This window comes from Pedobacter borealis DSM 19626, from assembly GCF_000708285.2.
GTDB lineage: Bacteria > Bacteroidota > Bacteroidia > Sphingobacteriales > Sphingobacteriaceae > Pedobacter > Pedobacter borealis.
On sequence record NZ_JAUG01000075.1, the window covers coordinates 1 to 24,517 of the forward strand.

General features: G+C 38.0%; 21 protein-coding genes. 8 read left to right on the plus strand and 13 right to left on the minus strand.

The annotated features are described in order from the left end of the window. From AW17_RS17315 to AW17_RS17335, 5 genes are all read right to left on the minus strand, one after another. Nucleotides 1-509 (minus strand): Uma2 family endonuclease (locus AW17_RS17315; RefSeq protein WP_051691929.1); only part of this gene is annotated, 509 nt, incomplete at its 3' end. Between the two features lie 43 nt (nt 510-552). After that, the gene (locus AW17_RS17320) at nt 553-1,767 is read right to left on the minus strand and encodes a hypothetical protein (protein ID WP_029278546.1); all 1,215 of its coding nucleotides are present in this window, start codon (nt 1,765-1,767) and stop codon (nt 553-555) included. Continuing rightward, complete coding sequence (locus AW17_RS17325) at nt 1,760-2,344, minus strand: RNA polymerase sigma factor (RefSeq protein ID WP_029278547.1); 585 nt, start codon at nt 2,342-2,344, stop codon at nt 1,760-1,762. The genes AW17_RS17320 and AW17_RS17325 overlap by 8 nt, the downstream gene beginning before the upstream one ends. 122 nt (nt 2,345-2,466) lie before the next feature. Beyond that, a complete protein-coding gene (locus AW17_RS17330) occupies nt 2,467-3,159 on the minus strand; it encodes a DUF4397 domain-containing protein (RefSeq protein ID WP_051691930.1) in 693 nt (230 codons plus the stop codon). A 168-nt stretch (nt 3,160-3,327) separates the two neighbouring features. Then, on the minus strand, nt 3,328-4,950 hold the full coding sequence (locus tag AW17_RS17335; RefSeq protein ID WP_029278549.1) for an ABC-F family ATP-binding cassette domain-containing protein: 1,623 nt from the start codon (nt 4,948-4,950) through the stop codon (nt 3,328-3,330). A 546-nt stretch (nt 4,951-5,496) separates the two neighbouring features. Here AW17_RS17335 and AW17_RS17340 point away from each other — a divergent pair. The 4 genes from AW17_RS17340 (at nt 5,497) to AW17_RS17355 (ending at nt 7,682) form a co-directional block, all read left to right on the plus strand. Then, entirely contained in the window at nt 5,497-6,057 is a 561-nt protein-coding gene (locus AW17_RS17340; protein ID WP_029278550.1) for a hypothetical protein, read from the plus strand. A gap of 118 nt (nt 6,058-6,175) precedes the next feature. Beyond that, a complete protein-coding gene (locus AW17_RS17345; RefSeq protein ID WP_029278551.1) occupies nt 6,176-6,751 on the plus strand; it encodes a nitroreductase family protein in 576 nt (191 codons plus the stop codon). Nucleotides 6,752-6,807: 56 nt separating this feature from the next. Further along, entirely contained in the window at nt 6,808-7,176 is a 369-nt protein-coding gene (locus AW17_RS17350) for a DUF1801 domain-containing protein (RefSeq protein ID WP_245235096.1), read from the plus strand. A gap of 53 nt (nt 7,177-7,229) precedes the next feature. Further along, nucleotides 7,230-7,682 carry a 3-oxoacyl-ACP synthase gene (locus tag AW17_RS17355; protein ID WP_029278553.1) on the plus strand — a complete coding sequence of 151 codons (453 nt, stop codon included), beginning with the start codon at nt 7,230-7,232 and terminating at the stop codon, nt 7,680-7,682. Between the two features lie 183 nt (nt 7,683-7,865). On the opposite strand, the gene AW17_RS17360 is transcribed toward AW17_RS17355, so the two are convergent. The 3 genes from AW17_RS17360 to AW17_RS17370 all read right to left on the minus strand — a co-directional run bounded on the left by AW17_RS17360 (nt 7,866) and on the right by AW17_RS17370 (nt 10,905). Further along, nucleotides 7,866-9,035, minus strand: coding sequence for an RsiV family protein (locus AW17_RS17360; protein ID WP_029278554.1), 1,170 nt, complete (start codon nt 9,033-9,035; stop codon nt 7,866-7,868). A gap of 111 nt (nt 9,036-9,146) precedes the next feature. After that, nucleotides 9,147-10,010, minus strand: coding sequence for a polysaccharide deacetylase family protein (locus AW17_RS17365; protein WP_029278555.1), 864 nt, complete (start codon nt 10,008-10,010; stop codon nt 9,147-9,149). 16 nt (nt 10,011-10,026) lie between these two features. After that, nucleotides 10,027-10,905, minus strand: coding sequence for a polysaccharide deacetylase family protein (locus AW17_RS17370; RefSeq protein ID WP_029278556.1), 879 nt, complete (start codon nt 10,903-10,905; stop codon nt 10,027-10,029). Between the two features lie 176 nt (nt 10,906-11,081). Between AW17_RS17370 and AW17_RS17375 the strand changes: the two genes are divergently transcribed. After that, nucleotides 11,082-13,589: a S9 family peptidase gene (locus AW17_RS17375; RefSeq protein ID WP_029278557.1), complete on the plus strand. Its 2,508-nt coding sequence runs from the start codon at nt 11,082-11,084 to the stop codon at nt 13,587-13,589. A 622-nt stretch (nt 13,590-14,211) separates the two neighbouring features. Here the strand turns inward: AW17_RS17375 and AW17_RS17380 are convergent. Next, nucleotides 14,212-15,048, minus strand: a complete 837-nt coding sequence (locus AW17_RS17380) for a M57 family metalloprotease (RefSeq protein ID WP_029278558.1) — start codon at nt 15,046-15,048, stop codon at nt 14,212-14,214. A gap of 121 nt (nt 15,049-15,169) precedes the next feature. Here AW17_RS17380 and AW17_RS17385 point away from each other — a divergent pair, with 121 nt between their 5' ends. Together AW17_RS17385 and AW17_RS17390 are read left to right on the plus strand one after the other, a co-directional pair. Then, entirely contained in the window at nt 15,170-17,992 is a 2,823-nt protein-coding gene (locus AW17_RS17385; protein WP_157280346.1) for a S8 family peptidase, read from the plus strand. Between the two features lie 591 nt (nt 17,993-18,583). Then, entirely contained in the window at nt 18,584-20,236 is a 1,653-nt protein-coding gene (locus tag AW17_RS17390; RefSeq protein WP_029278560.1) for a M28 family metallopeptidase, read from the plus strand. 80 nt (nt 20,237-20,316) lie between these two features. On the opposite strand, the gene AW17_RS17395 is transcribed toward AW17_RS17390, so the two are convergent. Beyond that, a complete protein-coding gene (locus tag AW17_RS17395; protein WP_029278561.1) occupies nt 20,317-20,919 on the minus strand; it encodes an outer membrane beta-barrel protein in 603 nt (200 codons plus the stop codon). 319 nt (nt 20,920-21,238) lie between these two features. After that, nucleotides 21,239-21,796: an NADPH-dependent FMN reductase gene (locus AW17_RS17400; protein ID WP_029278562.1), complete on the minus strand. Its 558-nt coding sequence runs from the start codon at nt 21,794-21,796 to the stop codon at nt 21,239-21,241. A gap of 103 nt (nt 21,797-21,899) precedes the next feature. On the opposite strand from AW17_RS17400, the gene AW17_RS17405 reads away from it, so the two are divergent. Beyond that, nucleotides 21,900-23,102: an MFS transporter gene (locus AW17_RS17405; RefSeq protein WP_029278563.1), complete on the plus strand. Its 1,203-nt coding sequence runs from the start codon at nt 21,900-21,902 to the stop codon at nt 23,100-23,102. A 92-nt stretch (nt 23,103-23,194) separates the two neighbouring features. Here the strand turns inward: AW17_RS17405 and AW17_RS17410 are convergent, their stop codons facing one another. Both AW17_RS17410 and AW17_RS17415 read right to left on the minus strand, forming a co-directional pair. Then, on the minus strand, nt 23,195-23,560 hold the full coding sequence (locus tag AW17_RS17410; protein WP_029278564.1) for a hypothetical protein: 366 nt from the start codon (nt 23,558-23,560) through the stop codon (nt 23,195-23,197). Nucleotides 23,561-23,571: 11 nt separating this feature from the next. Then, nucleotides 23,572-24,225 (minus strand): hypothetical protein, encoded by a 654-nt coding sequence (locus AW17_RS17415; RefSeq protein WP_029278565.1) that lies wholly within the window; start codon nt 24,223-24,225, stop codon nt 23,572-23,574. Nucleotides 24,226-24,517: the final 292 nt, after the last annotated feature.

Sequence of the window (24,517 nt, forward strand, 5' to 3'; positions counted from 1 at the left end):
CTGAAAAATGTTTTTTCCGAAGGACTTACAATCCAGTATTCTTTAACACCGGCTTCTTCATAAACCTCGTATTTATTGATCAATTCTTTTTTATTGTTGCCAGGTGATAAAATCTCGACAACGATATCGGGCGCACCAATGCATCCACGTTTATCCAGTTTGGATGGATCGCAAACTACCACAATATCGGGTTGCACTACGGTAAAAACTTCTTTGTCATCTTGAGTTTTCTTAGCTAAACGGACATCAAAAGGTGCTGAATAAACTTCACATTTATGGCCGTTTAGTGCATTATAAATTGGTACGTAAATTCTTCCCGATATTTTTTGATGAATCCTGGAAGGAGCAGGGCTCATCTTGAAAATGTAGCCTTTGATAATTTCTAGGCGCTCTTCAAATTCGAAGCGCATATAATCTGCATAACTGTATACGGCAGAAAAATCGACCTCGTTAAGGGTTTTAATAGGAGGTTGCTCCTCTTCAGTAGGATATGGCTTGATATTCTTCATATTAGGTATTTAACCAAATATACTAAATATCTTAGTTTTTTTTCTAAAAATCAATCTTCAAACGCAGTCCGCCGTTGGTGAGGTTAAGGTTCTCCTTAGAGAAAGTTTTCATTGGCAACCTTAAAAAAGGTTCTATAGCAATATTGTTCTTTTTTGATATTTTTTGCTTATAGCCCAGAGAAAAATTGTAGAATCCGATGTATTTATCAGGATCTATATTGGCTTCGGGTTGTGGTTCAGTAGTTTTTTCTTTCACAATCATGGTCTTCGAATCAGCAAAGCCATTCGCTGTTGTGGAAGAAAAATTCTGCACCTGGTTTACAATGTAGTTGTTCTGCTGTGAGTTGTTTAAAACAGCCAGTGCAGAAACCCCTATATTGGTGTAGAGTTTATCACTTATGTTATATTTTAATTCTAAAGGAACATTAATTCCACGCACTTTAGCATCAACCGACTCGAGGTTTTTGCCCGATAAGGTTTGTGGCGCAGAAGCGTTTAACGATTCTGTAGTGCTAATAGAAGCATATGAAACGCCAGAACTTATTGATAATTTATTGGCAATGGCATACGATAAAGAAAACCCATAGTTCATGGTCACTTTATTATCATTACTCATTGCTGGCGCAATATACACATCAGGCTGCCATTTAGAATTCCCGTTTGTTTTTGATGGCGATTTTTGTTGATTCGCATAACTATCCTGGGCAAGTAGTTTTTCAAAACTTGTTTGCGCAATGGGTTGAGGTTTTTTCTTTTCCGTTAAAATATCAAACTGTTTTGATTTCAGGTTTGAAAGATTAGCACCCGAAAGTTTACTATCCAAAAGATTATTGTTTACAGGGGCTAATTGCGCTGATGTATTAATAAATGTATAACTGGTCTGTTCTGTTGATAATGGTTTTGTACTTTCAGTAATTTTAGCTGGACCATTGGCCGCTAGGTTATTTACAGGTTTTGTACCGTTATTTAATGAAGTAAGATTGGTTTTAGTCTCAATATTTGCATTCCCATTGGCTGTAGCATTTTGCTGAGCTTTAGGTTTAGTTATTGCAATATCTTTTTTCTGATCTATATTGTTTTGCGCAAAAAATACACCTCCAAAGACTAAAATTAAGGCAGCAGCCGCCCACAAAGGCCAAAAAGCGATGCCTCGTCTCTTATTTTTTTTCTCCGAAAAGCGCTCCCAAGCACCATCAGGGTATGTTTCCTCATGGTTTTGGAGTTGTGCGGTGATATGCTCAATTAATTCCTTATCCATTTTTTTCGTATGAATTAACCATGGTATTTAGGTAAAGGGTACGTAACTTATTTTTAGAACGTGTAAGGTAAACACGACTGGAACTTTCAGGAATGTTTAACATCTTCGAAATTTCATCGTGGGCAAAGCCCTCAATTTCATATAAGTTAAATACCAGTCTCTGCGTATCTGGTAAGTGATTTAGTAAATTCAAAATATCATTAACGTGTAGTTCCGAAGCGACCGAAACCTGGGTAACCGGATGTTCACTTTCTGCTAAATCATCAACATAAAACTGAATTTTCGAACTCCGTATCTTGTCTATTGCCGTCCGCGAAGCAATCTGGGCAATCCAGCCTTTAAACGATCGCTGTAATTCTTCCGGATTCTTAGGTGCTTTGAAGCCACCAACATGTTTGAAAATCTTGATAAAACTGTCATTTACAAGCTCTTCACTGTCAGAAGGGTTCTTAGTATACCTTAAAATAATGGCCATTAAATAGCCATAAAATGATTTATACATCATTTCTTTATAGCTATTGTCGTTTTTTACACAGCCTTTTAAAATTTCCTCAAAACTGAGTATTTTTTTTATCACCCTGTAAAGGACTATTTATTAAAGGTTTATCATGATTAATTATTGCAAATTTAAGAAAAATAACACCACCCAATTTTTGGAGCGGTGTCAGTTTTCGTTTCCACAGGTAGCGTGAAATATTTTTATTTGTTCGTCATCACTGATAAGCCAACGCCAGTACTATCGGTTTTGCTCGATAAGCCTTTAGCCCAGATGGTATAAATTTTACCTTTTTCGATTTTAACAGCCGGTAAGCTAACTTTAACTGTTCCGCTTTGCTTTAATTGGAAAGTATAGCTGTCGTTCGGTGCAATATTGCTAAAAGTGGTGAACTCTTTAAAAGCTTTTGCAGTAAATAAAGGTGCATCTGTACCTGCAATAGCTAAATCAAATGGGGCAGAACCCGGACTTAAGTTTACAAAACGAACTTTAGCCTTATCAGTTTCAGGTGCTTTTAAATCATCTTCAAGGATTAAAAGTTTTGTTGATTTTAAAGTATCTACTACGAAAACCGAATAAAATGATCCTTCTTTTAATATGGCTTGAGCTGTGGTTAAATATTTTAAAGAATCTTTTTTAGCAACCCCCACCAATCTTGTTCCCGGATAAGCGGCATAGTATCCTAAATCTTTAGTGTAGGTAAAGCTATTTATTTTTTGGTTATCCAATATAAAATCTAAGGCAGCAGTTCCTGGTGATGCATGAACGAAGCCAATACCGGCCGCTTCTATCGGATCGTTGTTAAAATCTTTTTTACAAGCCGTAATGGTTAAAGCTATTGCTAAGAGAGAGAGTATAATTTTTGTAGTGCTAAAATTTTTCAAATTCGTTTTCATTTTAATGTTTTAAATCAATTTTTTGAACAAAATTGGTTAATGGCCATTAACGCTTTTTTCTTGTAAAACGATTAATGGAATGAAAACGCTACAGCAGATGCGTTTTTTTATAAAGAAAAAGCCACATGGAGTGCATGTGGCTTTTAAATCAATATTTTAATTGAAGAATTAAGAATACATTTCTTCTCTTAGTTTCGCAACGTCGCTGCTGTTAATGTATTCATCGTAAGTCATCAGCTTATCTATAGTGCCTTTTGGCGTAATTTCGATAATGCGGTTGGCAACAGTTTCGGTTAACTGGTGATCTCGTGAGGTAAACAATATCGCTCCTTTAAAATCTTTCATGCCATTGTTCAGTGCCTCAATAGATTCCAGATCAAGGTGATTGGTTGGCTCATCAAACATTAACAGGTTGGCTTGTTGTAGCATCATCCTCGAGAACATACAACGCATTTTTTCGCCCCCCGAAAGGACTTTTACGTTTTTAAGTACCTCTTCGCCCGAGAATAACATACGGCCTAAAAAGCTACGTACAAATTGCTCATCCGCATCGGTACCAGAGTACTCACGTAACCAATCTACCAGGTTTTCATCTTTACCGGCAAAATACTCAGAGTTATCATTTGGGATATCTGCAGTGCTAATGGTAACACCCCATTTAAATTCACCTCTATGATCTGCATCTCTGCCCGTTAAAACATCATAAAATGCTGCGGTAGCTAAACTGTTCTGAGATAATACAGCAATTTTATCACCCTTATTTACCATGAAGGTAATTTTGTCGAACAAAACACCATCGTTTCCATTTTTGCCCAGGTTTTCTACCTGTAAAATCTGGTCACCAGCCTCACGACCGGTATTATTGAAGATAATGGCTGGATATTTTCTGCTTGATGCTTTAATTTCGGTGATATCAATCTTATCTAAAGCTTTCTTACGAGAAGTTGCCTGCTTTGATTTAGATGCATTTGCACTAAACCTGCGGATAAATTCCTGTAGCTCCTTCACCTTATCTTCCATTTTTTTGTTCTGGTCGCTGCGCTGTTTTAATGCCAGCTGACTAGATTCGTACCAGAAGGTATAGTTACCGGTGTAAATGCTCATTTTAGCGAAATCGATATCCACAATGTGCGTACATACTGCGTCTAAAAAGTGCCTATCGTGCGATACAACCAATACAATATTCTGGTAATCGGCCAAAAAGTTTTCTAACCAGGCAATGGTTTCGATGTCCAAATCGTTGGTAGGCTCATCCAGTAATAAAATATCGGGATTACCAAATAAGGCCTGTGCCAATAACACACGTACTTTCTGCGTATTGTCTAGCTCTTTTAGTAATTTATAATGGTTATCTTCGGTAATGCCCAAATTGCTCAACATGGTTGCAGCATTGCTTTCCATATTCCAGCCATCCATTTCGGCAAAAAGATTTTCAAGCTCTCCGGCACGTTCGCCATCTTTCTCAGAAAAATCTTCCTTCATATAAATGGCATCTTTCTCTTTCATGATGGCATAAAGTTCTTTATGGCCAATCATTACGGTTTCTAATACCGAAAACTCATCAAATTCGTAGTGGTTTTGTTTTAAAACCGCCATTCTTTCGCCTGGAGTAAAAGCCACACTACCAGAAGTTTGGTTTACCTCTCCCGATAAAATTTTTAGAAAAGTAGATTTACCTGCGCCGTTAGCCCCAATTACGCCATAGCAGTTGCCCTGGGTAAACTTTAGGTTAACATCTTCAAATAATGTGCGTTTGCCGTATCGTAACGATAAATTAGAAACTGAAATCATGCTATAATTGAAATAAGCCGCAAAGATACGCAAAAAGGTTGAGGGTAAAAAGGCAGAAGAAGGAAAGGTTTGGGATTAATATCTGAAAAGAAAGTTGAAGGCGGGAAGGTGAGGGTAGAAAGGTTGGGATCGGGAATTTGAAAATGAAGGGCTCGGTACTTTGTGGCTCAGGTAGTCCCGTTATCCGCTTTACTTCGTTGCACTCCGTGTTCGCTACTACCGGGTTTATTTTACAAAGGGGAGAAGCAGTTGGCTAGTGGCTTAAGATCTAATCGTCATTAACAATTTTTGAAAATAAAGGTTAAGATGGGAAGACGTTTGATTGTTGGAAGGACTGGGAAATGGAAGGTTCTGTTCTTTTTTTTGTAAGCAGTCCCGTTATCCGCTTTACTTCGTTGCACTCCGTGTTCGCTACTACCGGGTTTATTTTACAGAGAAGAGAAGCTTTTGGCAAGTTTGTTAAAACCCACAGCTTAATAATAATCAAACCTCGCAGGTTTTTAAAACCTGCGAGGTTTAGTCTGCTAAAATATTTATTTTAGTCTCATGCTAAACCATTCCTTGCTCGATACCATAAAAACAACACTTCAAAAAAGTAAAGTAGAAAAGTTAGCCGCAATTGCCTCAGAAGACACCTTTTCGGTGAAAGATCTGATCGATTTAAGTTTTTATCATGACGAACAGATTGGCTTTAGGGCCGCATGGATTTTAGAAAATGTATTTGCTCAACATCAGGAAAGATTTTTACCTCATGTGTTTTATTTTCTGGAGAAATTTCCGCAACAACACAATTTATCGGCATTGAGGCATTATGTTAAAATCCTGGCCTTTATGACGAAGAAAAATGCCGCTATGGAAATTAAAAAGATTCTTGCCGGTTATGATACCGATCATTTGGTAGCGGTTGTTTTTGCCTGGTTAATTGATGAGAAGATTCCAGTAGCTGTAAAATCACATTGTTTAAACATCTTAGCTAATTTAAATGCCAAGCACAACTGGATTAAAGAGGAATTACTACAAACCATGGATTTTCTGGTAGATAAAGAAAGTATTGGCTTTTTTGCAAAGGTTAAACAGATCAGGAAGCAGTTATCAGTTCGCAGTTGACAGTTTGCAATTCACAGTTTGAAGTTTTCAGTTAGCATAGCGTCAGATCTTTTATTAGAGGTCGAATTTCTCTCTCTCTTTCAGCTTTAGTCTTTCAGCTTTTAGCTATTTTTACCAAATGAGTACAACATACGATATTGTTTCAAAAGTTATAAAAGAACGTCGCAGTATTTTCCCTGCAAGCTATATAAAAAAAGAAATTCCGGTTGAGGTAATCAACCAGATTTTAGAAACAGCCAATTATGCACCAACACATAAATTAACCCAGCCCTGGCGCTTTGTTGTGATCAGAAAAGCGGGATTAACAAAACTTGGTGAAGAACTGGGTAAATTATATAAGGAATTGGTTAGTCCGCAACAGTTTTTGCAGAAAAAATACGACAGCTTTGCCGAAAAAACGAGTCAGGCCGATTGCATCATTGCCATCAATATGCAGGTGAGTGGTAAAATACCCGAATGGGAAGAGCTGGCATCCGTTTCGTGTGCTGTTCAAAATATGGCCTTAACTGCCGAAAGCCTGCAGGTAGGTGCCTATTGGAGCTCTCCACCTTTAATTGATAATTTAGGTGATTTCTTAAGTCTGGGTGAAAATGAAAAGTGCATCGGCTTATTTTACATGGGTTATCATAACGAAAAGCCCTGGGCGCCAAACCGGACTTCGATGGAAGAAAAGGTGAGGTGGATAGAGGGGTAGTTCATTAGTAGATACTGTTAATCGGTTAATTGACTCCAGACTACGGACTGAAGACTATGGACTATACATCATCTCATATTATGCTAAGTCCGTTGGATAATTATTTCGAACAAAAAGATGAGCCGATTAAAAGTTGCCTTCAATATTTAAGGTCGCTTTTAACGGGCTATGCTGATATTACTGAGCATTGGAAATACGGAATGCCTTTTTATTACCATAAAGGAAAAATGTTCTGCTATCTTTGGACACATAAAAAACTCCATCAGCCTTACATCGGTTTAGTTGATGGAAATAAAATTGAACACGATGATTTGTTGCAGGAGAAAAGAGCCAGAATGAAAATTTTATTGATCAACCACCTCGAAGATATCCCCAAAAAGAAAATCGAATCTATTTTAAAACAGGCCTTTGCCTTAAGGAAATAGTCTATCTTCCATTTAATACCATCCATTTTACATTCTCTATTACCCATTATTATATGTCTGCATTAAAATCTAAACTTTATCAGCTTTGCTTAACTTTTATTCAAAATAGGATAGAAAATATTGAATATTCTCTGCAACAGGCCAGGCAAGCTTCGAACGATGATACAAAAAGTAGTGCAGGCGATAAATACGAAACTACGCGCGAAATGATGCAGCAGGAGATGGACCGCAACAGTAAATTACTGTACGAAGCCGGACAACAGAAAATCGCATTACAACAGATCGAAAATGTCGAATCAGATCGCCTGGTTAAAAACGGAAGTTTGGTTTTAACCTCAGAAAGTAATTTTTATATTAGCATCAGCGCTGGTGAACTTAATACCGATGGACAAAAATTCTTTGCCGTATCGCAGGCTTCGCCAATCGGAAGGTTTTTGATTGGAAAAGCTAAAAACGAAAGTTTTAAGTTTAATGGTAAAGATTATATCATAAAAGAGATACTGTAAAGTTTTCAGTTGGCAGTTTACAATTTGCACTAGGTAGTTGAGTTAAAAGTCTGCGTAATCTGTGTAATCTGCGGGGACAATTTTATCTATAGTTATTCCCGCTGATTTAAGATGATAAACGCAGATGATAAGTTTTCAGTTGGCAGTTTTCAATTAACCGATTAATCAATAATCAACTCTAATTTATTTAATTCCCATCCGCTGTGCAAAAGCCGGCACCAAATAGGTCTTTAAATCCGAATAAGGAATAAATATTACAATTTGCCCTTGTGCGTAACTCGCTACTTCATATGGGTTATACATAAAAGCAATCCCATTCGCATTGAAATAAAAGTTATTGTTCGGTTTTATAAAGTCATCAAAAAGAACAGTGCTCAGTGCATTTTTAGCTTTAATGTTATATTCTTTACGAAGATTACGTTCTAAAACACCCTGTAAGGTATTCGAATCTATTTTGATGATATCGCTAAGCACCATTTGTTTTTTGTTTTTCACATCTAAACAAAACATTAAGCTGCTGTAATTGCCATGTGCACCACCAGTATAAGCATCAGCAAGGAACTCGATTACTACATAACCATTATCGTTATAATTAACCGATTGCTGGCTGTTGTTGGTATAATTCATCCAGGCCTGAAAATCGTCGCCGCGGCTATTTTTTGATTGCTCCGTAACCTGCGTTTTATAATCTTTGAAATAAGCAGCAGCTATATTTTTGAAGCCGATTGAGCGGTCGACGGTTAATTTTAGTCCTGAAATTTTTTTAAGTTCCGAATTTAACCAGTTGCCGTATTCATCATTATTTTTGCTTTCTAAGTATTCAAAACTGATTTCAGCTGCAGGCGATTTTGGCTGATTGGCAAATGCCTTAACCGAGTCTTTGTAAATTCCGGTGCTGAATGGATAACTGCCCTCAGGATATTTTTCTGTTAAAACAATCGGGTATTTTTTGATTTTATCGCCACTTTCCCAATTCCCGTTAAAACCATACCCATTCCATTTTAAAGCTAAATGTGGCGATTTAAAATCCTGTGTGAAGTATGATTCATAAAAACTGTATTCAGTAAGTACAAGGCTATCTTTCCCGATTAAAGTATCGGTTGATAGGTTAAGCCATGAGCCGTCATAGTAATAGGTACCACTTACATCATCATCAACTTTTTGCAGGTGCATCACTACTTTTTTGCCTGCAATGGTACCTTCCAATCTCTTGTAAAAACTTTCTGTAAGTTCGGCCTTTGCATTCGCCGTACTATCATTTGTAGTTTCAGTGGTATTGCCTCCATTTTTAGGGTTGTTACAGGCAGATATAATGAGTAATCCGAAAAGGAAACAATGCAAATAATATTTCATAGGGAGGCTATAAAGTTTAATGATGTAAAGTTTAATGATGTAAAGTTTGAATGTTGAAAGGTTGTGTTTAACCTTTCAACATTCAAACTCACTATGTTTTAAACCACTTTGCTATGATTTTGTTTTATTAAAACTCTTGTTTATGCTGTAATATAAATTTTTTGCAGTGTATCTTCCAGGATCAATTATTCGCCTGATGGTGTAAAGTGGAAAGTTTTCATCCCGTGCCGTTGAAAGTATAAATGCCGCTTTAAACCCGTGTTCTTTCAGCTTGTGTAAAGTTGAAGCTTTAAAAACACCGTAGGGATAGGCGAAATACGCTACTTTTTTACCTGTAATCTCTTCCAGTTTTTTAGTTGGTGCATCAATTTGGGTTGTCCAGTCCTCGTCGGTAAACTGTACAAAGTTTTTATGATCGTAGGTATGGCTGGCAATCGTATTTCCCTCGTCTGATAACTGTTTAATCTGTTCTTTAGTCATGTAATTGATCCGCCCTTTTCTGCCGATGGATACCGTCATAATAAAATAAACGCCTTTAAAGCCGTGTTTTTTTAACGTGGTATTCCCAATGGTAAACTGATCTTCATCCGTATCATCGAAAGTGATCATAATAGGCTTTTCTGGCAGCTCAACTCCGTATACCAGATAATTGTATAGCTGATCGGGTAAAATAGAATGATAACCGCTATCGGCCAGCATTTTCATGTGGCCTTTAAATTTGTCAGGGGCAATAATGTCGTCGTGTACTCTTTTGTTATCGCTGGCAATGTTGTTTCTAATCTGGTGGTAACACAGAACGGGCACCTCTCTGCGGGCCAGAATGGTTTTATTATCGGCAGGTTTCGTATTTGGCGAATCTGTTTTAACCGTTTCAGTAGTGTTTGCAACAGCTGCTTTTTCTTTTGAAGCCTTGGAAGACAGGCACGAGGTTAAAAGTAGTGTAGAAACCACACCGTAGAGCAGAAAACTTTTCATGAAGCAATGATCTTATTTAAAAGCTGTTTTTAATGCTGTTGCTTAATGTTTTAGGCGACCAGTAACCGCTGGCAATAATCCTGCGGATCGTAAACAATGGGTCTTTTTCATCGCGTTTGGTTGATAATTGATAAGCCATTCTAAAGCCACGTTTTTTAAGCTCAGGAATGCCTTCTGCATTCCATAAACCGAAAGGATAGGCAAATTCTGTCATCTTTTTACCTGTAATTTCTTCCAGTTTTTTGGTTGGTTTATCTAATTGCTCTTCCCAATCTTTACCTGCATATTTTTTAAAGTTTTTATGATCATAAGTGTGGCTGCCGATCACATTTCCTTCGTCAGCAAGTTGTTTAATCTGCTCTTTGCTCATGTAATCTACAAATTTGCCTTTTTTGCCGATCGAAACGGTCATGATGAAATAAACGGCTTTATACCCCAGTTTATCTAAAGTAGGGCGTACAATGGTAAACTGATCCAGGTCAGTATCATCAAAAGTTAACATAATGGGTTTGCTCGGTAGGGCAGCACCAGTGTTCAGGTAGGCATAAAGCTGATCGGGTAAAATGGTATGGTAGCCACTATCGGCCAGCATTTTCATCTGGTCTTTAAAATTCTGGATTTCTACAATATAATCTTTACCTACTTTTCCGTCGGTTGGCTTCCAGTTTCTTACCTGGTGATAACATAAAATAGGTACCTGTTTTCGGGCTAAAATGGTTTTGGCATCAGCAACTTTTATTTTCGAAACGTCAACAGGTGTTCCCGCACTTGTAGCAGTTTTGGAAGTTTGCGTGCTAGAATCTTTAGCCGTGGTATTTTCTGTTTGAGATTTAGATTGGCAGCTGGCAAATAAGATTACTCCGGCTGTTATTAGGGTTAAAAAGCTGTATTTCATTATGAGGATATATAGCTACAAAACTATAAAATCTGTCAATTATTTAACCATCAAAATAAATTGTGTTAATAATTAATTTCTGGTGCATAAAATTGAGCTAACTATCGCTTTTATTACACATTAAAGCCTGCTTAATATGCTTTAATTAAATAATTTAGCGGCTCAAACAAATTTTGATGAATAAACTTTATAAACTCCTGCTGTGTGCGCAGTTTTTATCTTTAACTGTAGCTGGACAAAACAAAACATTTACCCTAACCGAAAATATTCAGTCACAGCCTAAAGCAAATTATCAGCTTGCATCGCGTTTTTCGCCAAATAAGTTGAAGAAAATGGTTTATTCTACCGCTGTAGATCCACATTGGCTAAAGTTGAGCAACCGTTTTTGGTACACTTTCGAAAGCCCGAAAGGAAAATTCTGGTACCTGGTAGATCCTGCATTAAAAAGCAAAAAGCTGATATTTGACAATGCTAAACTGGCAGCAGATATTACCCTGATTGTTCGCGATCCATTCGATGCCGAGCATTTGCCGCTGGAAAACCTGAAATTTGCTGCCGATGAAAAAAGTATTTCTTTCGAAATCAAAAGCACGGTCGATGAATTGAAAAAAGACAGAAAAGATAAAAAAGCTGCAGATTCTATGCAGAAGAAAATATTTTCTTTCAAATACGAACTGGCCAGCGCGAAGTTAACTGAGGTGCCAAATTTCAGTAAGCCAAAACCAAAACCATCATGGGGATCGGTAGCACCCGATTCGTCGGCCATTATCTTCTCCCGTAATTACAACCTGTATTGGATGGATAAAGACAACTACAAAAAAGCAGTCAAAAATGAAGATGACAGCACAATTGTAGAACATCAGCTCACTAAAGACGGTGTTAAATTCTATTCGTACGGAAGTGATGGCGATGGTGAAAACAATGTAGAGATCGAAAAAAATAATAAAAAACGCCGTGGTGCTTATGTGCTTTGGTCGCCGAATTCAAAATATTTCGTATTGGATAGAACCGATTCGCGTAAGGTTAAAGATCTTTGGGTAATTAATAGTGTTACACCTGGCCGTCCGACGTTAGAAACCTATAAATATCAAATGCCGGGAGAGGCTGAAGCCCCTCAGGATGAAGTTTTGCTATTCGATTTTGCTGCAAAATCTTATAAAAAACTGAGTGTTGCCGCATTTAAAGATCAAAGTGTTTCGGTTTGGAGCAAACCATCATTAAATAAAGACCGTGATAACGAATTCCGCCCATCTATTTGGTTGGGCAACGATAGCAGGTTCTATTTTTCACGCACCAGTCGCGATTTAAAACGTATCGACATCGGTACGGTTGATATTGCAACCGGAAAAGTTACGCCTTTAATCGACGAACGTTTTAATACCTATGTTGAAGTTAACCGCCCAGGTTTGGTAAATGATGGCAACGAACTGATTCATTGGAGTGAGCGCGATGGTTGGGCACATTTTTATCTTTTTGATGGAAATGGGAAGCTGAAAAACCAGATTACCAAAGGTGCTTTCCACTGTGAGAGTATCGTAAATATCGACGAGAAAAAACGTATCCTTTATTTTACGGCAAATGGCAGGGAAGGTAAAGAAGATCCTTACTACTTACATTTATACAGTATCAATTTTGATGGTTCGAACATGAAACTGTTAAATGCAGGTGATTTTGACCATGTGGCGAATATGAATGACAACAATACTTTCTTTGTTGATAATTATTCGAGGGTAAATACTGCACCAAAAGCCACGCTTTACGATGGATCAGGCAAAAAAGTGATGGAACTTGAAACTACAGATCTTTCATTATTAATAACAGCTGGTTACAAATTCCCTGAACCTTTCAAAGTAAAAGCAGATGATGGAATTACCGATCTGTACGGCGTAATGTATAAACCTTTCGATTTCGACCCGAATAAAAAGTATCCGATTATCGAATATGTTTACCCAGGCCCACAAACAGAAGCGGTAAACAAAGCTTTTAGCAAAAGTATGGACCGTACTGAGCGTTTAGCACAATTTGGTTATATCGTAATTACGGTAGGTAACCGTGGCGGAAACCCTTCGCGGTCTAAATGGTACCATACCTATGGTTATGGCAATCTGCGCGATTACGGTTTAGCGGATAAGAAAACAGCTATTGAGCAACTTGCAGCCAAATATTCTTACATCGACGAATCGAAAGTGGGTATTACAGGTCACTCTGGCGGTGGCTTTATGTCAACCGCTGCTATGTTGGTTTATCCTGATTTCTTTAAAGCTGCGGTTTCGAACGCAGGAAACCACGATAATAGCATTTACAACCGCTGGTGGAGCGAAAAACACCATGGGGTAAAAGAAACCATTTCTTTAAAAGGCGATACCTCATTTAAATACAGCATTGATAAAAACCCTGACCTGGCCAAAAACTTAAAGGGACATTTGTTATTGATGCACGGCGATGTAGATAATAATGTGCATCCGGCAAACTCTATCCGCGTGGCCAATGCACTAATGAAAGCAGGTAAACGTTTCGATTTCTTGATTATTCCTGGTCAGCGCCATGGTTTTGGAGATATGACGGAGTATGCATTCTGGAAGCTGGCAGATCACTTTAACAAATATTTAATCGGCGATTTTTCTGAACCGAGCGATGTTGATTTAGTAGAAATGGACAGAGATATCGAACAGAACGGAAAATAGTTTTTAATGTAATAATGATTACAATGGCCTGTGGAAACGCAGGCCATTTTTTATAGCGATAAGCCCTCATTCCGAGGCTAATTTTAATCGCAGCGTCACCCTGACCTGTAGCGCAGCGGAAAGCTACGAAGTAAACCGAGCCTTAAGCGAGCTCACCGAAGGTAATTTATTTCAGGGTCTATTTTTCTAGATAGGTCGTCATTGCGAGGCTAATTTTTCATTAGCCGTGGCAATCTTTTTTGTTAGTGATTGTTTTTGATAATTGCCGTTTTTTGGAAAGCAGGTTTCGGTAGTTCTTCGGTTATTTCAGCCCTGCTATTGCCGATAGTCCCGATTTGAATTTCTTGAATACAAATATTTGCTTAAATCGGGAGCTATTAGGCGCTATCAGGTTTGGTTATTTAGGGTTGTGTTCCAAATTTAATCCTTTCTATCGCAAAATTTTCCCCTTTCGCCATGCTTTGTGTCCTCACAAACCATTTCGTTATTTATTTAACCAGAGATAAAAAGGATAGCCACAGATTCAATCCGTGTTTATCAGTGTGCATCTGTGGTTAATAAACAAAAAAGCCCCGAAAATTTCGGGGCTTCTGATCTGTTAAGGTAATCCGTTAGTGTTTTTTTATTTGTAAAGGTAATTTACCGCAATCACATCATTTGCATTAAAAGTACGGTTGCCGCCATTAGAACAGGCCAACATAAATGAGCCTGCATCAGGAGTGGAAGGCGTTCCCGGGATCCTAATTGCCCCCACATTCGATGCGCCTTCGTTACCTGCACCACTTGCGCCACAGCTAAAGGCACGGTTCATATAATCCGTATGGCGGAAACCGATACAATGGCCTACTTCGTGCTGGATCACAGAAGCAAGGTACAATAAATCAGGATTGGTTCCATAAGCAGCTGCATTGGTGTTCATTTTAATCTGATTGTATGGCTTTCCTGATGCTGTAGGGAAGCCCGCAGAACCCAAAGTAATAAAACCGCCACTTGGAGCTTCGTTAAAACCCACAACGTTAATGTTTCCGGTTGTACCTGCGCTTGCCCTTTGGAAAGTAATGCGTAAACCCAACGAGTTGTATCTCGAAATCATGGTATTTACAGCGTCACTATATACCTGAGGTAGGTTCGTTACCGACATGGTAATTACACGTGGTAAAGATTTAACCAGGTTTGTGGTTCGGTACTGTTCCGTTTCGGCAATGTTTAAATTTGCACCAGAAGAAGGTTCAGTTAGATTGTCATCGGTTAAAAGAATATCTCCCTCTACCAAATAACCTTCATCTGTTTTGCGGATATTGTTGGTACTAAAGCCTAGGGATTTGATCTGTGATAATTTGTCAGCTGAAATATCAGTTTTGTTTTCTACTGCGTTTTCAGTATTGTTACTCTTACATGAGTATAGGTTAGTGAGTAAAAGGCATGCTGTTGCAATCGATAAAAATTTTGTTGTTTTCATCTTAGTTAGAATAAATTAGTTTAGGTTGAATAAGTTAGTTAATAAAATTTGTGGATTACCTTATTAATCCTAATTTAGAGAAGATAAACGATGTAAACAAAATTTTATAATAAAATAATTTTTGAAAGTCAATACTGTATTTTTAGTTGTGTGTTTTTGTCTGTCTGTGCTTGGTTTAAACGCACAAGTACAACCTGCTGGAATAGAAAAATATTTTGAAAAATATATTTCCAAAACTGGCAATTCGCAAAAATTAAGTGCCGAAAGCCTCATTTTGGTTCGGTTCAATCGTACGTTGACGGCTACGGAAATTCAGTTATTGCATCCTAAAAAGAAACTTGCTGGCGATTATTTTATTGTCGAAAAACCGGCTGTCTCCAGCCTCTCTAATCATGTAATTTATCAAGAAAAAGCTAATGGACTATGGAAGGCCAGCGATCGGTTAATCAAAGTGCTTGCCAAGTCAACAAAAAAGAACGATTCCATTCTGGTTAGGCTATCCTTCAAAAATATAAATGCTTTACCTGGTTCAGCTAAAAACTTAAGCATAAAATCAATAGATCATATCAACAACATGATTATGGTTAATATTCTGCCAGCTGATTTAATGTTGATATTGGAGCTGGATGATGTTTTATACGCTGATGTTTTGCCTGTTGCTAAAGAGGAGGTGGTCATTAATGGACTCGATCTGGGCTTAAACCAAATTTCTAATGCCCATCGTCTTTTTCCAGGTATTGATGGTGCGGGGATAAATGTTTCCTTTAAAGAAGGGATGTATGATGCAGCCGACCTTGATCTGTTAGGTAAAACTCTACCTGGTGCTACTATTGGTACAACACCAACTACCCATGCTACCATTATGGCCACTTTGGCTTTGGGAAACGGCAATTCCTTTATCCGTGGTTTAGGTGCGGCGCCTAAATCCAAATTGGCATATTCTGATTTTTCTAACCTCATGCCAGATTTGGTTACTGATTTAAATAGGCTTCAGATTAAAGTTCAAAATCATTCGTATGGCACCGATATCGATAACGATTATGGAATGGAGGCTGCGGCATACGATAAGCAGATTTACGAAACCGATACTTTGATCCATGTTTTTTCTGCCGGAAATAAAGGAACAACAACGCCATCAGTTGGTTTTTATCAAGGGGTAACCGCCAGAGCCAATTTAACAGGCAATTTTAAGCAGGCTAAAAATTTATTGGTGATAGGAGGGATTAGCAGAGAAAATATTTCTGAAAATCTGAGCAGTAAAGGTCCTGCCTATGATGGGCGCGTAAAACCGGAACTTGTTGCCTTGGGCGAAGACGGAACATCGGGCTCTGCTGCAATTACCAGTGGATCAATCGCTTTGTTAGAACAATTTTATCAGCAGAAATATAAAAAAGCGGCCTCTGCTTCATTAATTAGAGCAACAGTAATTAATTCGGCTGATGATTTGGGAACACCACAGCTAGATTTTTTATATGGCTATGGAAAATTGAATGTGGCCCAATCGTTAAAAACTTTAGATGACAACAGGGCGTCTTTGTACGAAGTGGCCAAAAATCAGGATTTGCTTATTCCCTTGGCTATTCCGGCTAATGTAGCTGAAGTGAAACTAACCATTACCTGGAACGATCCTCCTGCTGTTGTAAATGCAGCACAAAGTTTGGTTAATGGATTGGATTTAAGTCTAGAAAATCCTGCTGGAAATTTAACACTGCCCTGGGTGTTAAGCAGCTTTCCGCATTTAGATTCCCTCTCAAAGCCAGCTGTGCGTAAGGCCGACGTTATCAATACCATTCAGCAGGTTAGCCTCGATAATCCCTCGGCTGGTGCTTATAAGATTCATGTTAATGGTAACAGGATCACACAGGGCAATAACCAGCGCTTTGCGATGGCTTATCGTTATACATTCAAAAACACTTTTTCTTTCATCAATCCCGAAAAAAACGAACAGTTTTTTGCTAATGAACAAAACTACATCAGGTGGGAGAATACTTACACCAGTAAAACCGGAAACTTATCGGTGAGCTATGATGAGGGGGCTACATGGAAATCAATTGCTTCGGGGATCGATTTAAGTAAAGGTTTTTACAATTGGGATACGCCAGATTTGTTTGCTAAAGCAATGATAAAAATGGAAGTGGATGGAAATGTAATATTGAGTCAATCATTTACGATTTCTAGTCCAAGGGCATTGAAAGTTGGTTATGTGTGTAAAGACGGGGCTATGCTCAACTGGAATCCACAGCCTGGGGCAAAAGATTATACTTTGTACAATATCGTAGATAATATTCTTTCTCCAGTGTTAACCCTCACTGATACCATAGTTAAGCTTGATGCAAGCAAGATTAATAGTAAATATTTTGCGGTAGCAGCTAACGGAGTAGGTTTTACAGGTTTAAAAAGTTATACCATCGATTATACGCAGCAGGGAATTGCCTGTTATGTAAGGAATTTATCGGCATCTGTAAGTGAGGATAAAGTAAAACTAGATCTCAGTATTGGAAGTACCTTGGATTTAAAGAATATCATTTGGGAAAAACAGACCGGGCCAAATACTTTTAGTGTTTTACAGCAGACGAAGCCAGTTTCAAATCAACTCGATTATACCATATTTGATGAAAAGCCAAAAGCTGGAATCCAGTTTTACCGCGTTACTTTCGAAACTGCCAACGGCCAGGTGCAGAGCGATCTGGTTTCGGCAGTGTTTCTTAAAGACAATGAATTTTCTTTCTTTCCCAATCCAGTTGCCGATTATTTAACCATCCTGAGCGGATCATTCGAAGATTATAGTCTATCTATTTTTAACATATTAGGACAGAAGGTTTTTGAGGAAAAGGCCACAAGTTCGAACCGTTTTTTGCTAAACGCATTATCAACAGGTGTTTATGTAGGTGTGATCAATAAAAACGGGCAGCAGTTGAGGAAATTTAAGCTGATTAAGAAATAACTATACAGTTTTGAGTAAGTCTTTGTGATTAGCGGGAGGCACATGTTGGTTCCCGCAGATTTAAGATGATAAACGCAGAAATTTGGAATTAAGGATGTTTGAGCTTTGTCTGCGTCGATCTGCGAGATCCGCGGGAGATGTATTTGTTTCTGCAGATTTAAGATGATAAACGCCGAAATTTGGAATTAAGGATGTTTGAACTTTGTCTGCGTCGATCTGCGAGATCCGCGGGAGATGTATTTGTTTCTGCAGATTTAAGATGATAAGCGCCGAAATTTGGAATTAAGGATGTTTGAACTTTGTCTGCGTCGATCTGCGAGATCCGCGGGAGATGTATTTGGTGTTTAAGCTTTGTCTGTGTAAATCTGGGAGATCCGCGGGAGACATAATTTTGTTCCCGCAGATTTAAGATGATAAACGCAGAAATATCGAACTAAAGATTTTAAGCCCTATCAGCGTAATTTGTGAAATCCGCGGGAGACTACTTTGCACGTTTTATACCCACATATTTAAGATGATAAAGACGAAACTCCTAATTTCTTCGTATTTTTCAGCAAATGCGATTAATTATCTAAAAACAATCCTTTACAAATGAAAAAACTCCTTCTACTTTCCAGTTGTGCGCTCCTTTTCTTTGCTTCCTGCAAGCAAGGCACAAAAAGCACTGATATTGGTGCCGATTCTTTAGCCATTAAAGCCATTAACGATTCGAGTTTAACCCAATATTTATCGGTAATTGCGGCTGATAGTTTAGAAGGACGAAAACCTTTCACCAATGGAGAAACCAAAACCATTAATTATCTAAAAACCCAGTTCGAAAAATTGGGCTTGCAGCCAGGGAATGGAGATAGTTTCTTTCAGGAGGTACCCATGGTAGAAATTAAATCTGTGCCGGAAGATAAAATGGTTCTCAAAGGAAAAACAGCATCCTTAACACTCAATTATTTAACCGATTTTGTGGCAGGTACGCGCCGTGTGCGAGATGAAGTAAGCATGAGTAACTCGCCACTGGTTTTTGCAGGGTATGGCATTGTTGCCCCCGAGTATGGCTGGAACGATTATGCGAACCTTGATGTAAAAGGAAAAACAGTGGTGGTATTGATTAACGATCCGGGTTTTGCCGATTCTACCTTGTTTAAAGGGAAAAATATGACTTACTATGGGAGATGGACTTATAAATTTGAAGAAGCAGCAAGGCAAGGGGCTACGGGGATTATTATTGTTCATGATACCGAGCCGGCAGCCTATCCCTGGACAGTTGTGCGCAGTGGCTGGTCGAAATCTAAACTTACCCTGCAAAGCGAAGACAATGGAATGAGTAGGGCTGTATTAGAAGGCTGGATTACTTTAGATAAGGCGAAACAATTATTTGCACTGGATGGTAAATCATTCGATCAACTGGCTTTGAGTGCCCGAAAAAAAGGATTTAATGCTGTTGATTTAAATATCACCACCTCACTAAAGGTTAAAAATACCATCAAAAAATCGGTTACTTATAACGTTTTGGCTAAAATACCAGGCGATAAACGTAAAGATGAAGCGATTATTTATTCGGCACATTGGGATCATTTAGGGGTAGGAGAGAAAATACAGGGCGATTCGATTTACAACGGAGCGGTTGATAATGCAACAGGTGTAGCCGCTTTATTCGAAATTGCTTCGGCCTTTAAAAAGTTGCCTAAAGCACCTGGACGTACCATTTTGTTTATTTCTTATACGGCTGAAGAACAGGGTCTTTTAGGTTCTGAGTATTATGCCAAACATCCTGTTTTTCCATTAGCCAAAACCGTTGCCAATATCAATATGGATATGATGGGTATAGCTGGTAAAACCAAAGATATTGTGGTGTATGGCTTTGGCCAGTCAGAACTCGAAGATTATGCTGCAGCGGCGGCTAAAAAGCAGGGGCGGGTAATTGTACCAGATCCTGTTCCGTCATCGGGATTATACTATCGTTCAGATCATTTTAATCTGGCAAAGGTTGGTGTACCCTCATTGTTTACAGGTTCTGGCGTAGATAATATCAAAAACGGCAGGGCATGGGGATTGAAGCAGGTAGCCGATTTTACTAAATTCCGTTATCATTCGCCACAGGATAATTTCGATGTAAAAACTTGGGATTTATCAGGTATTGTAGAAGATGTAAGAATGCTCTTTGATATGGGGTATCACATCAGTAATGAAGATTCGTATCCGAAATGGAAAGACGGCTCTGAATTTAAAGCCATCAGAGAAAAGAAGTAAACAAAAAGCGTCCCGATGGTAAACCGGGACGCTCTTCGAAAAAAAAGTCATTTATTAAATTTCCCTTAAGGGAGAATTAATTAAAAGTAGAACTGTACACCTAATCTTGGTGCGAAAGTATCAGCGTTTAAACCGAAAGTGTTTGTTTTTAATTTAGCACCTGTACCTTCTGCTTTCAAAGTATAGTTTTCATAACTTAAACCTTTAACCGAAAGTTCGATACCGATTCTTTTTGTTGGGAAAAACGCAAATCCTGGAGCAAGTTCTACACCGATTTTAGTGGTGGTACCCAATTTAACTGCGTTATCGCCGTTAGCATCAGTTGCTTTTAACTCACCAAATGCCAATGGCACTGATAATTGTCCGAAGAATTTAAATTGATCAGATAAACCAACATAGTAACGACCGAAAGGGGCAACTTTAAAAGCGCCATCCTGAGTTTTGTTGCTTACTTCTTTATTGTATTCGTAACCAACACCCGTACCGATTGCAAAATTGTTGCTGATAAAATAACCAACACTTGGTAATACACTAAAGCTAAAATCTGCTTTTGGAGCACCGTCTACTTTTGTAGAGTTTACACCTACGTTACCGCCTAACATAAAATTTCCTTTTTCAGTTTGTGCTTGTGCACCATAAACTAAACCTGCTACTGCTACTAAAGATAATAATAGTTTTTTCATCTTTTTTATTATTTATTTGTTATAAAAATATAGTCAATTTTACTTTTTTAATTTCTGACTATATTTGAATAAAAGTCAACACTTGTGCCAAAAAACTTTGTCAGCGTCATCAAAAAATCAGTTTTTTGGCAACTGTCTAATTGATAAACAGATATAAAATTAGTGTTAAGTCAATATTATTTTCGTGTGACTAAAAATTAATCGACTGATTAATTTTTTAGGCATGACAGATTGACAATCTGACTTTTTTTGTATAAATGTCAGATTGTAAAACGCCGAAAATGTCAGGTTTTTGGGAAGGGCCTGTCGCTGTTTTGGATTAAACCCTACAAGCAGAAATTAAATTCTCTATTTTCTTTTTAATAATACCGATGGTTTTCTCGTCGGTTAGATTTCCTTCAGCATCGAATTTATTTTGAGCCTGGGCAACTAAAACTTCTGGTTGTAAAACCGGGTTCATATTAAGGAATGTAAAAACAGGTAAAAATGCTGTTTGCATTCTAACCGTTCCCCACATACCCTGTGTTGCGCCCATCACAGCAACTGGTTTATGCATTAAAGGCGAATCTTTTCCACGGCTGGCCCAGTCGATGACATTTTTTAATCCACCAGGAATAGAATAATTATATTCAGGAGACACAATAATAAAAGCATCTGCAGTGGCAAGGGCATCTCTGAATTTTACTACACTTGCAGGCCTTTCTTCAGCTTCGGGTAAATCATGATCTGCATTATAAACAGGAATATCATCAAAAGTCACTGTTTCGAACTGGATACCTTCGGGGATTAAACCGCCTGCCACCTTTAATAGCATGGCATTGTATGATCCTTTTCTTAAACTTCCGCATAAGCCGACAATTTTTCTGTTCTTTTCCATAGCTATAAAACCAGAACTTTATAAAAATGTTTGGTTTTTGCAAGGACAAACGGTATAGTTTAAAAAATTATAATCACTATTTTTGGAGGTATAATTTACCGATATGACTGAGAATGGCACGACCACTTCCATTATTGAAAAAACCGTTTTCCCAATACTTTTCGCTTTAAGTTTTTCGCATTTACTTAATGATACCATACAATCGTTAATTCCTGCAATTTATCCCATTATTAAAACCAGTTATCATTTAAGCTTTTCGCAAATTGGTTTAATTACTTTAACCTTTCAATTGGCCGCATCATTATTACAGCCATTTGTGGGTTTGTATACAGATAAAAAGCCACAACCATACTCGTTGGCTACAGGCATGGGCTTTACCCTGATCGGTTTAATTTCGCTTTCACAATCGACCCATTTTTACACCATATTATTATCTGTTTGTTTTATTGGGATAGGTTCTTCCATTTTTCATCCAGAAGCCTCCAGAATGGCGCATGCTGCATCAGGCGGGAAGAGGGGATTGGCCCAGTCTGTTTTTCAATTAGGAGGTAATGCAGGGAGTTCTTTAGGTCCGTTGTTGGCTGCCTGGATCATTGTTCCCTACGGGCAGTTCAGTGTGATTTGGTTTTCGGTAATTGCACTTTTAGCTATTATTATTTTAACCTACGTAGGTAATTGGTATAAGGGATTTGTGCTTTCGAGAAGTAAAAAGATCAATATTCAAACTGTAGTGAATCAATTTTCGAGAACTAAGGTGATTTTTTCTGTGTGTATTTTGCTCTTGTTGATTTTTTCCAAATATTTCTACATGGCGAGTTTGACCAATTATTTTACTTTTTATCTGATCGATAAATTTCATGTTTCAGTACAAACCTCGCAGATCTATTTATTTGTATTCTTATTCTCGGTAGCTGCGGGAACTTTATTGGGTGGACCAATAGGAGATAAAATAGGGCGGAAATATGTAATCTGGGCTTCAATATTAGGAACTGCTCCATTTGCATTATTACTGCCACATGCCAACCTGTTTTGGGTAGGTGTACTTATTGTTCCCATCGGGATGATTTTGGCATCAGCATTTTCGGCAATTTTAGTTTATGCACAGGAACTGATCCCCGGTAAAGTTGGTTTGGTTGCAGGTTTATTTTTTGGCTTTGCCTTTGGCATGGGTGGCATCGGATCGGCGCTATTGGGGAAACTTGCCGATTCTACGAGTATTGAATACGTATTTAGTGTTTGTGCATTTCTGCCTTTAATCGGTTTACTAACCGGATTCTTACCGAATATTGAAACCAAAAAGAAATAAAAAAGCCCATCCTCTTTTATAAAGGATGATAAAAAACACACCGATCTGATTTATTAGATCGGTGTTCGATGATAAGAATGAATGGATTGTATTTACTTCGAATTTGCATTCAGGATAAAATAATAAAGTTCAGTAGGGGATAAATTGAAATCGCTACCTGTTTCACCTGTAATTGATTTGATTTTTCCATCTTCTTCGGGGAATATGCTTCGATAATATTCGATAGGCATATCCCCGATTGATTTTACCTTTCCATTTTCTTCCGGGAAGATGCTTCGATAATATTCTATTTTTTTATTGCCAATAGACTCTGGCTTCCCATTTTCTTCGGGGAAAATACTTTTATAATATTTTATTTCAGTGCTTTCTGTTGTCTGGGCTTTCACATTACATACGTAAGTTAAAAGTAGCACTAAGCTTAAAACCTTTAAGCTTAGTAGGTTGAATATGTTTCTCATTTGATGAGAGATTAAAAATGATAATTGAACGTAAATGTTGGGGTAAAATTCTGCAGCGCCAATTTCAGGTTATTGGTTTTGTCGTAATTGTAGAGCGATCCTTCCGAATAATAATTTTGGTGAAAGAAGTTTACGATTGGAAACGAAAACTCGATTGCAGAATGGTCTGACACGAAATAGGTGAAACCAGGACTTATACTGGCTCCATATCCCTTTACTCTGGCATCGGTACGGATGAGGTAACCATCCTCATCAATACGGTTAAAGGTGTTTAATTGGAGCAGGAGATTGGCCTGCATAAAGAATTTAAAACGGTCTTTAACGTCAATGTATTTACGCACGAAGGGGGAGAAGCCAATACTAAATTCCTTTACGCCATGGCGGTCTTCGTATCTGCCATCTTCTTCGTCCCATACAATATAATCTTCTCTTCTAAGTTTAGAAAGATTTAAGGGGATTTCTAAACCTATGGCAAAATTATTGGCCAAAAAATAACCTCCGCGAGGCGTTAGGGTAAAAGTGTTAAGGCTTGGTGAAGAACTGTTTTGTTTGGATGTTCCAAAACTGGCGCTCATGCCAACAAAGCCCGAGCCCTTTTCAGTTTGGGCATAACAGCGCCAACTGACGGCGCATAGCAGCGCCATGATGATTAATTTAGGTTTCATTTTATTTGTGTTTTTGTGTGTAATCAATAATAATCATTATTGAATTAAAAAACAAGAAAACGAACTATTATGTTAGTTACGTTTTAAATAAAAAAATCCTGTAGACTTAGCCTGTTTAAATTTGATAACCTGAGTTCGATAATTATTTGCTGAAAATTATATCTTATTTACGCCTAATCCCGCTTTATCGTCCTGCTGAATTTATTTCAGCATCTTTTTAGCGTGAAAGACCCTGAAATAAATTCAGGGTGACGACCGTCTTAACAGAAAACTTGATTAAAACGCCACAAAA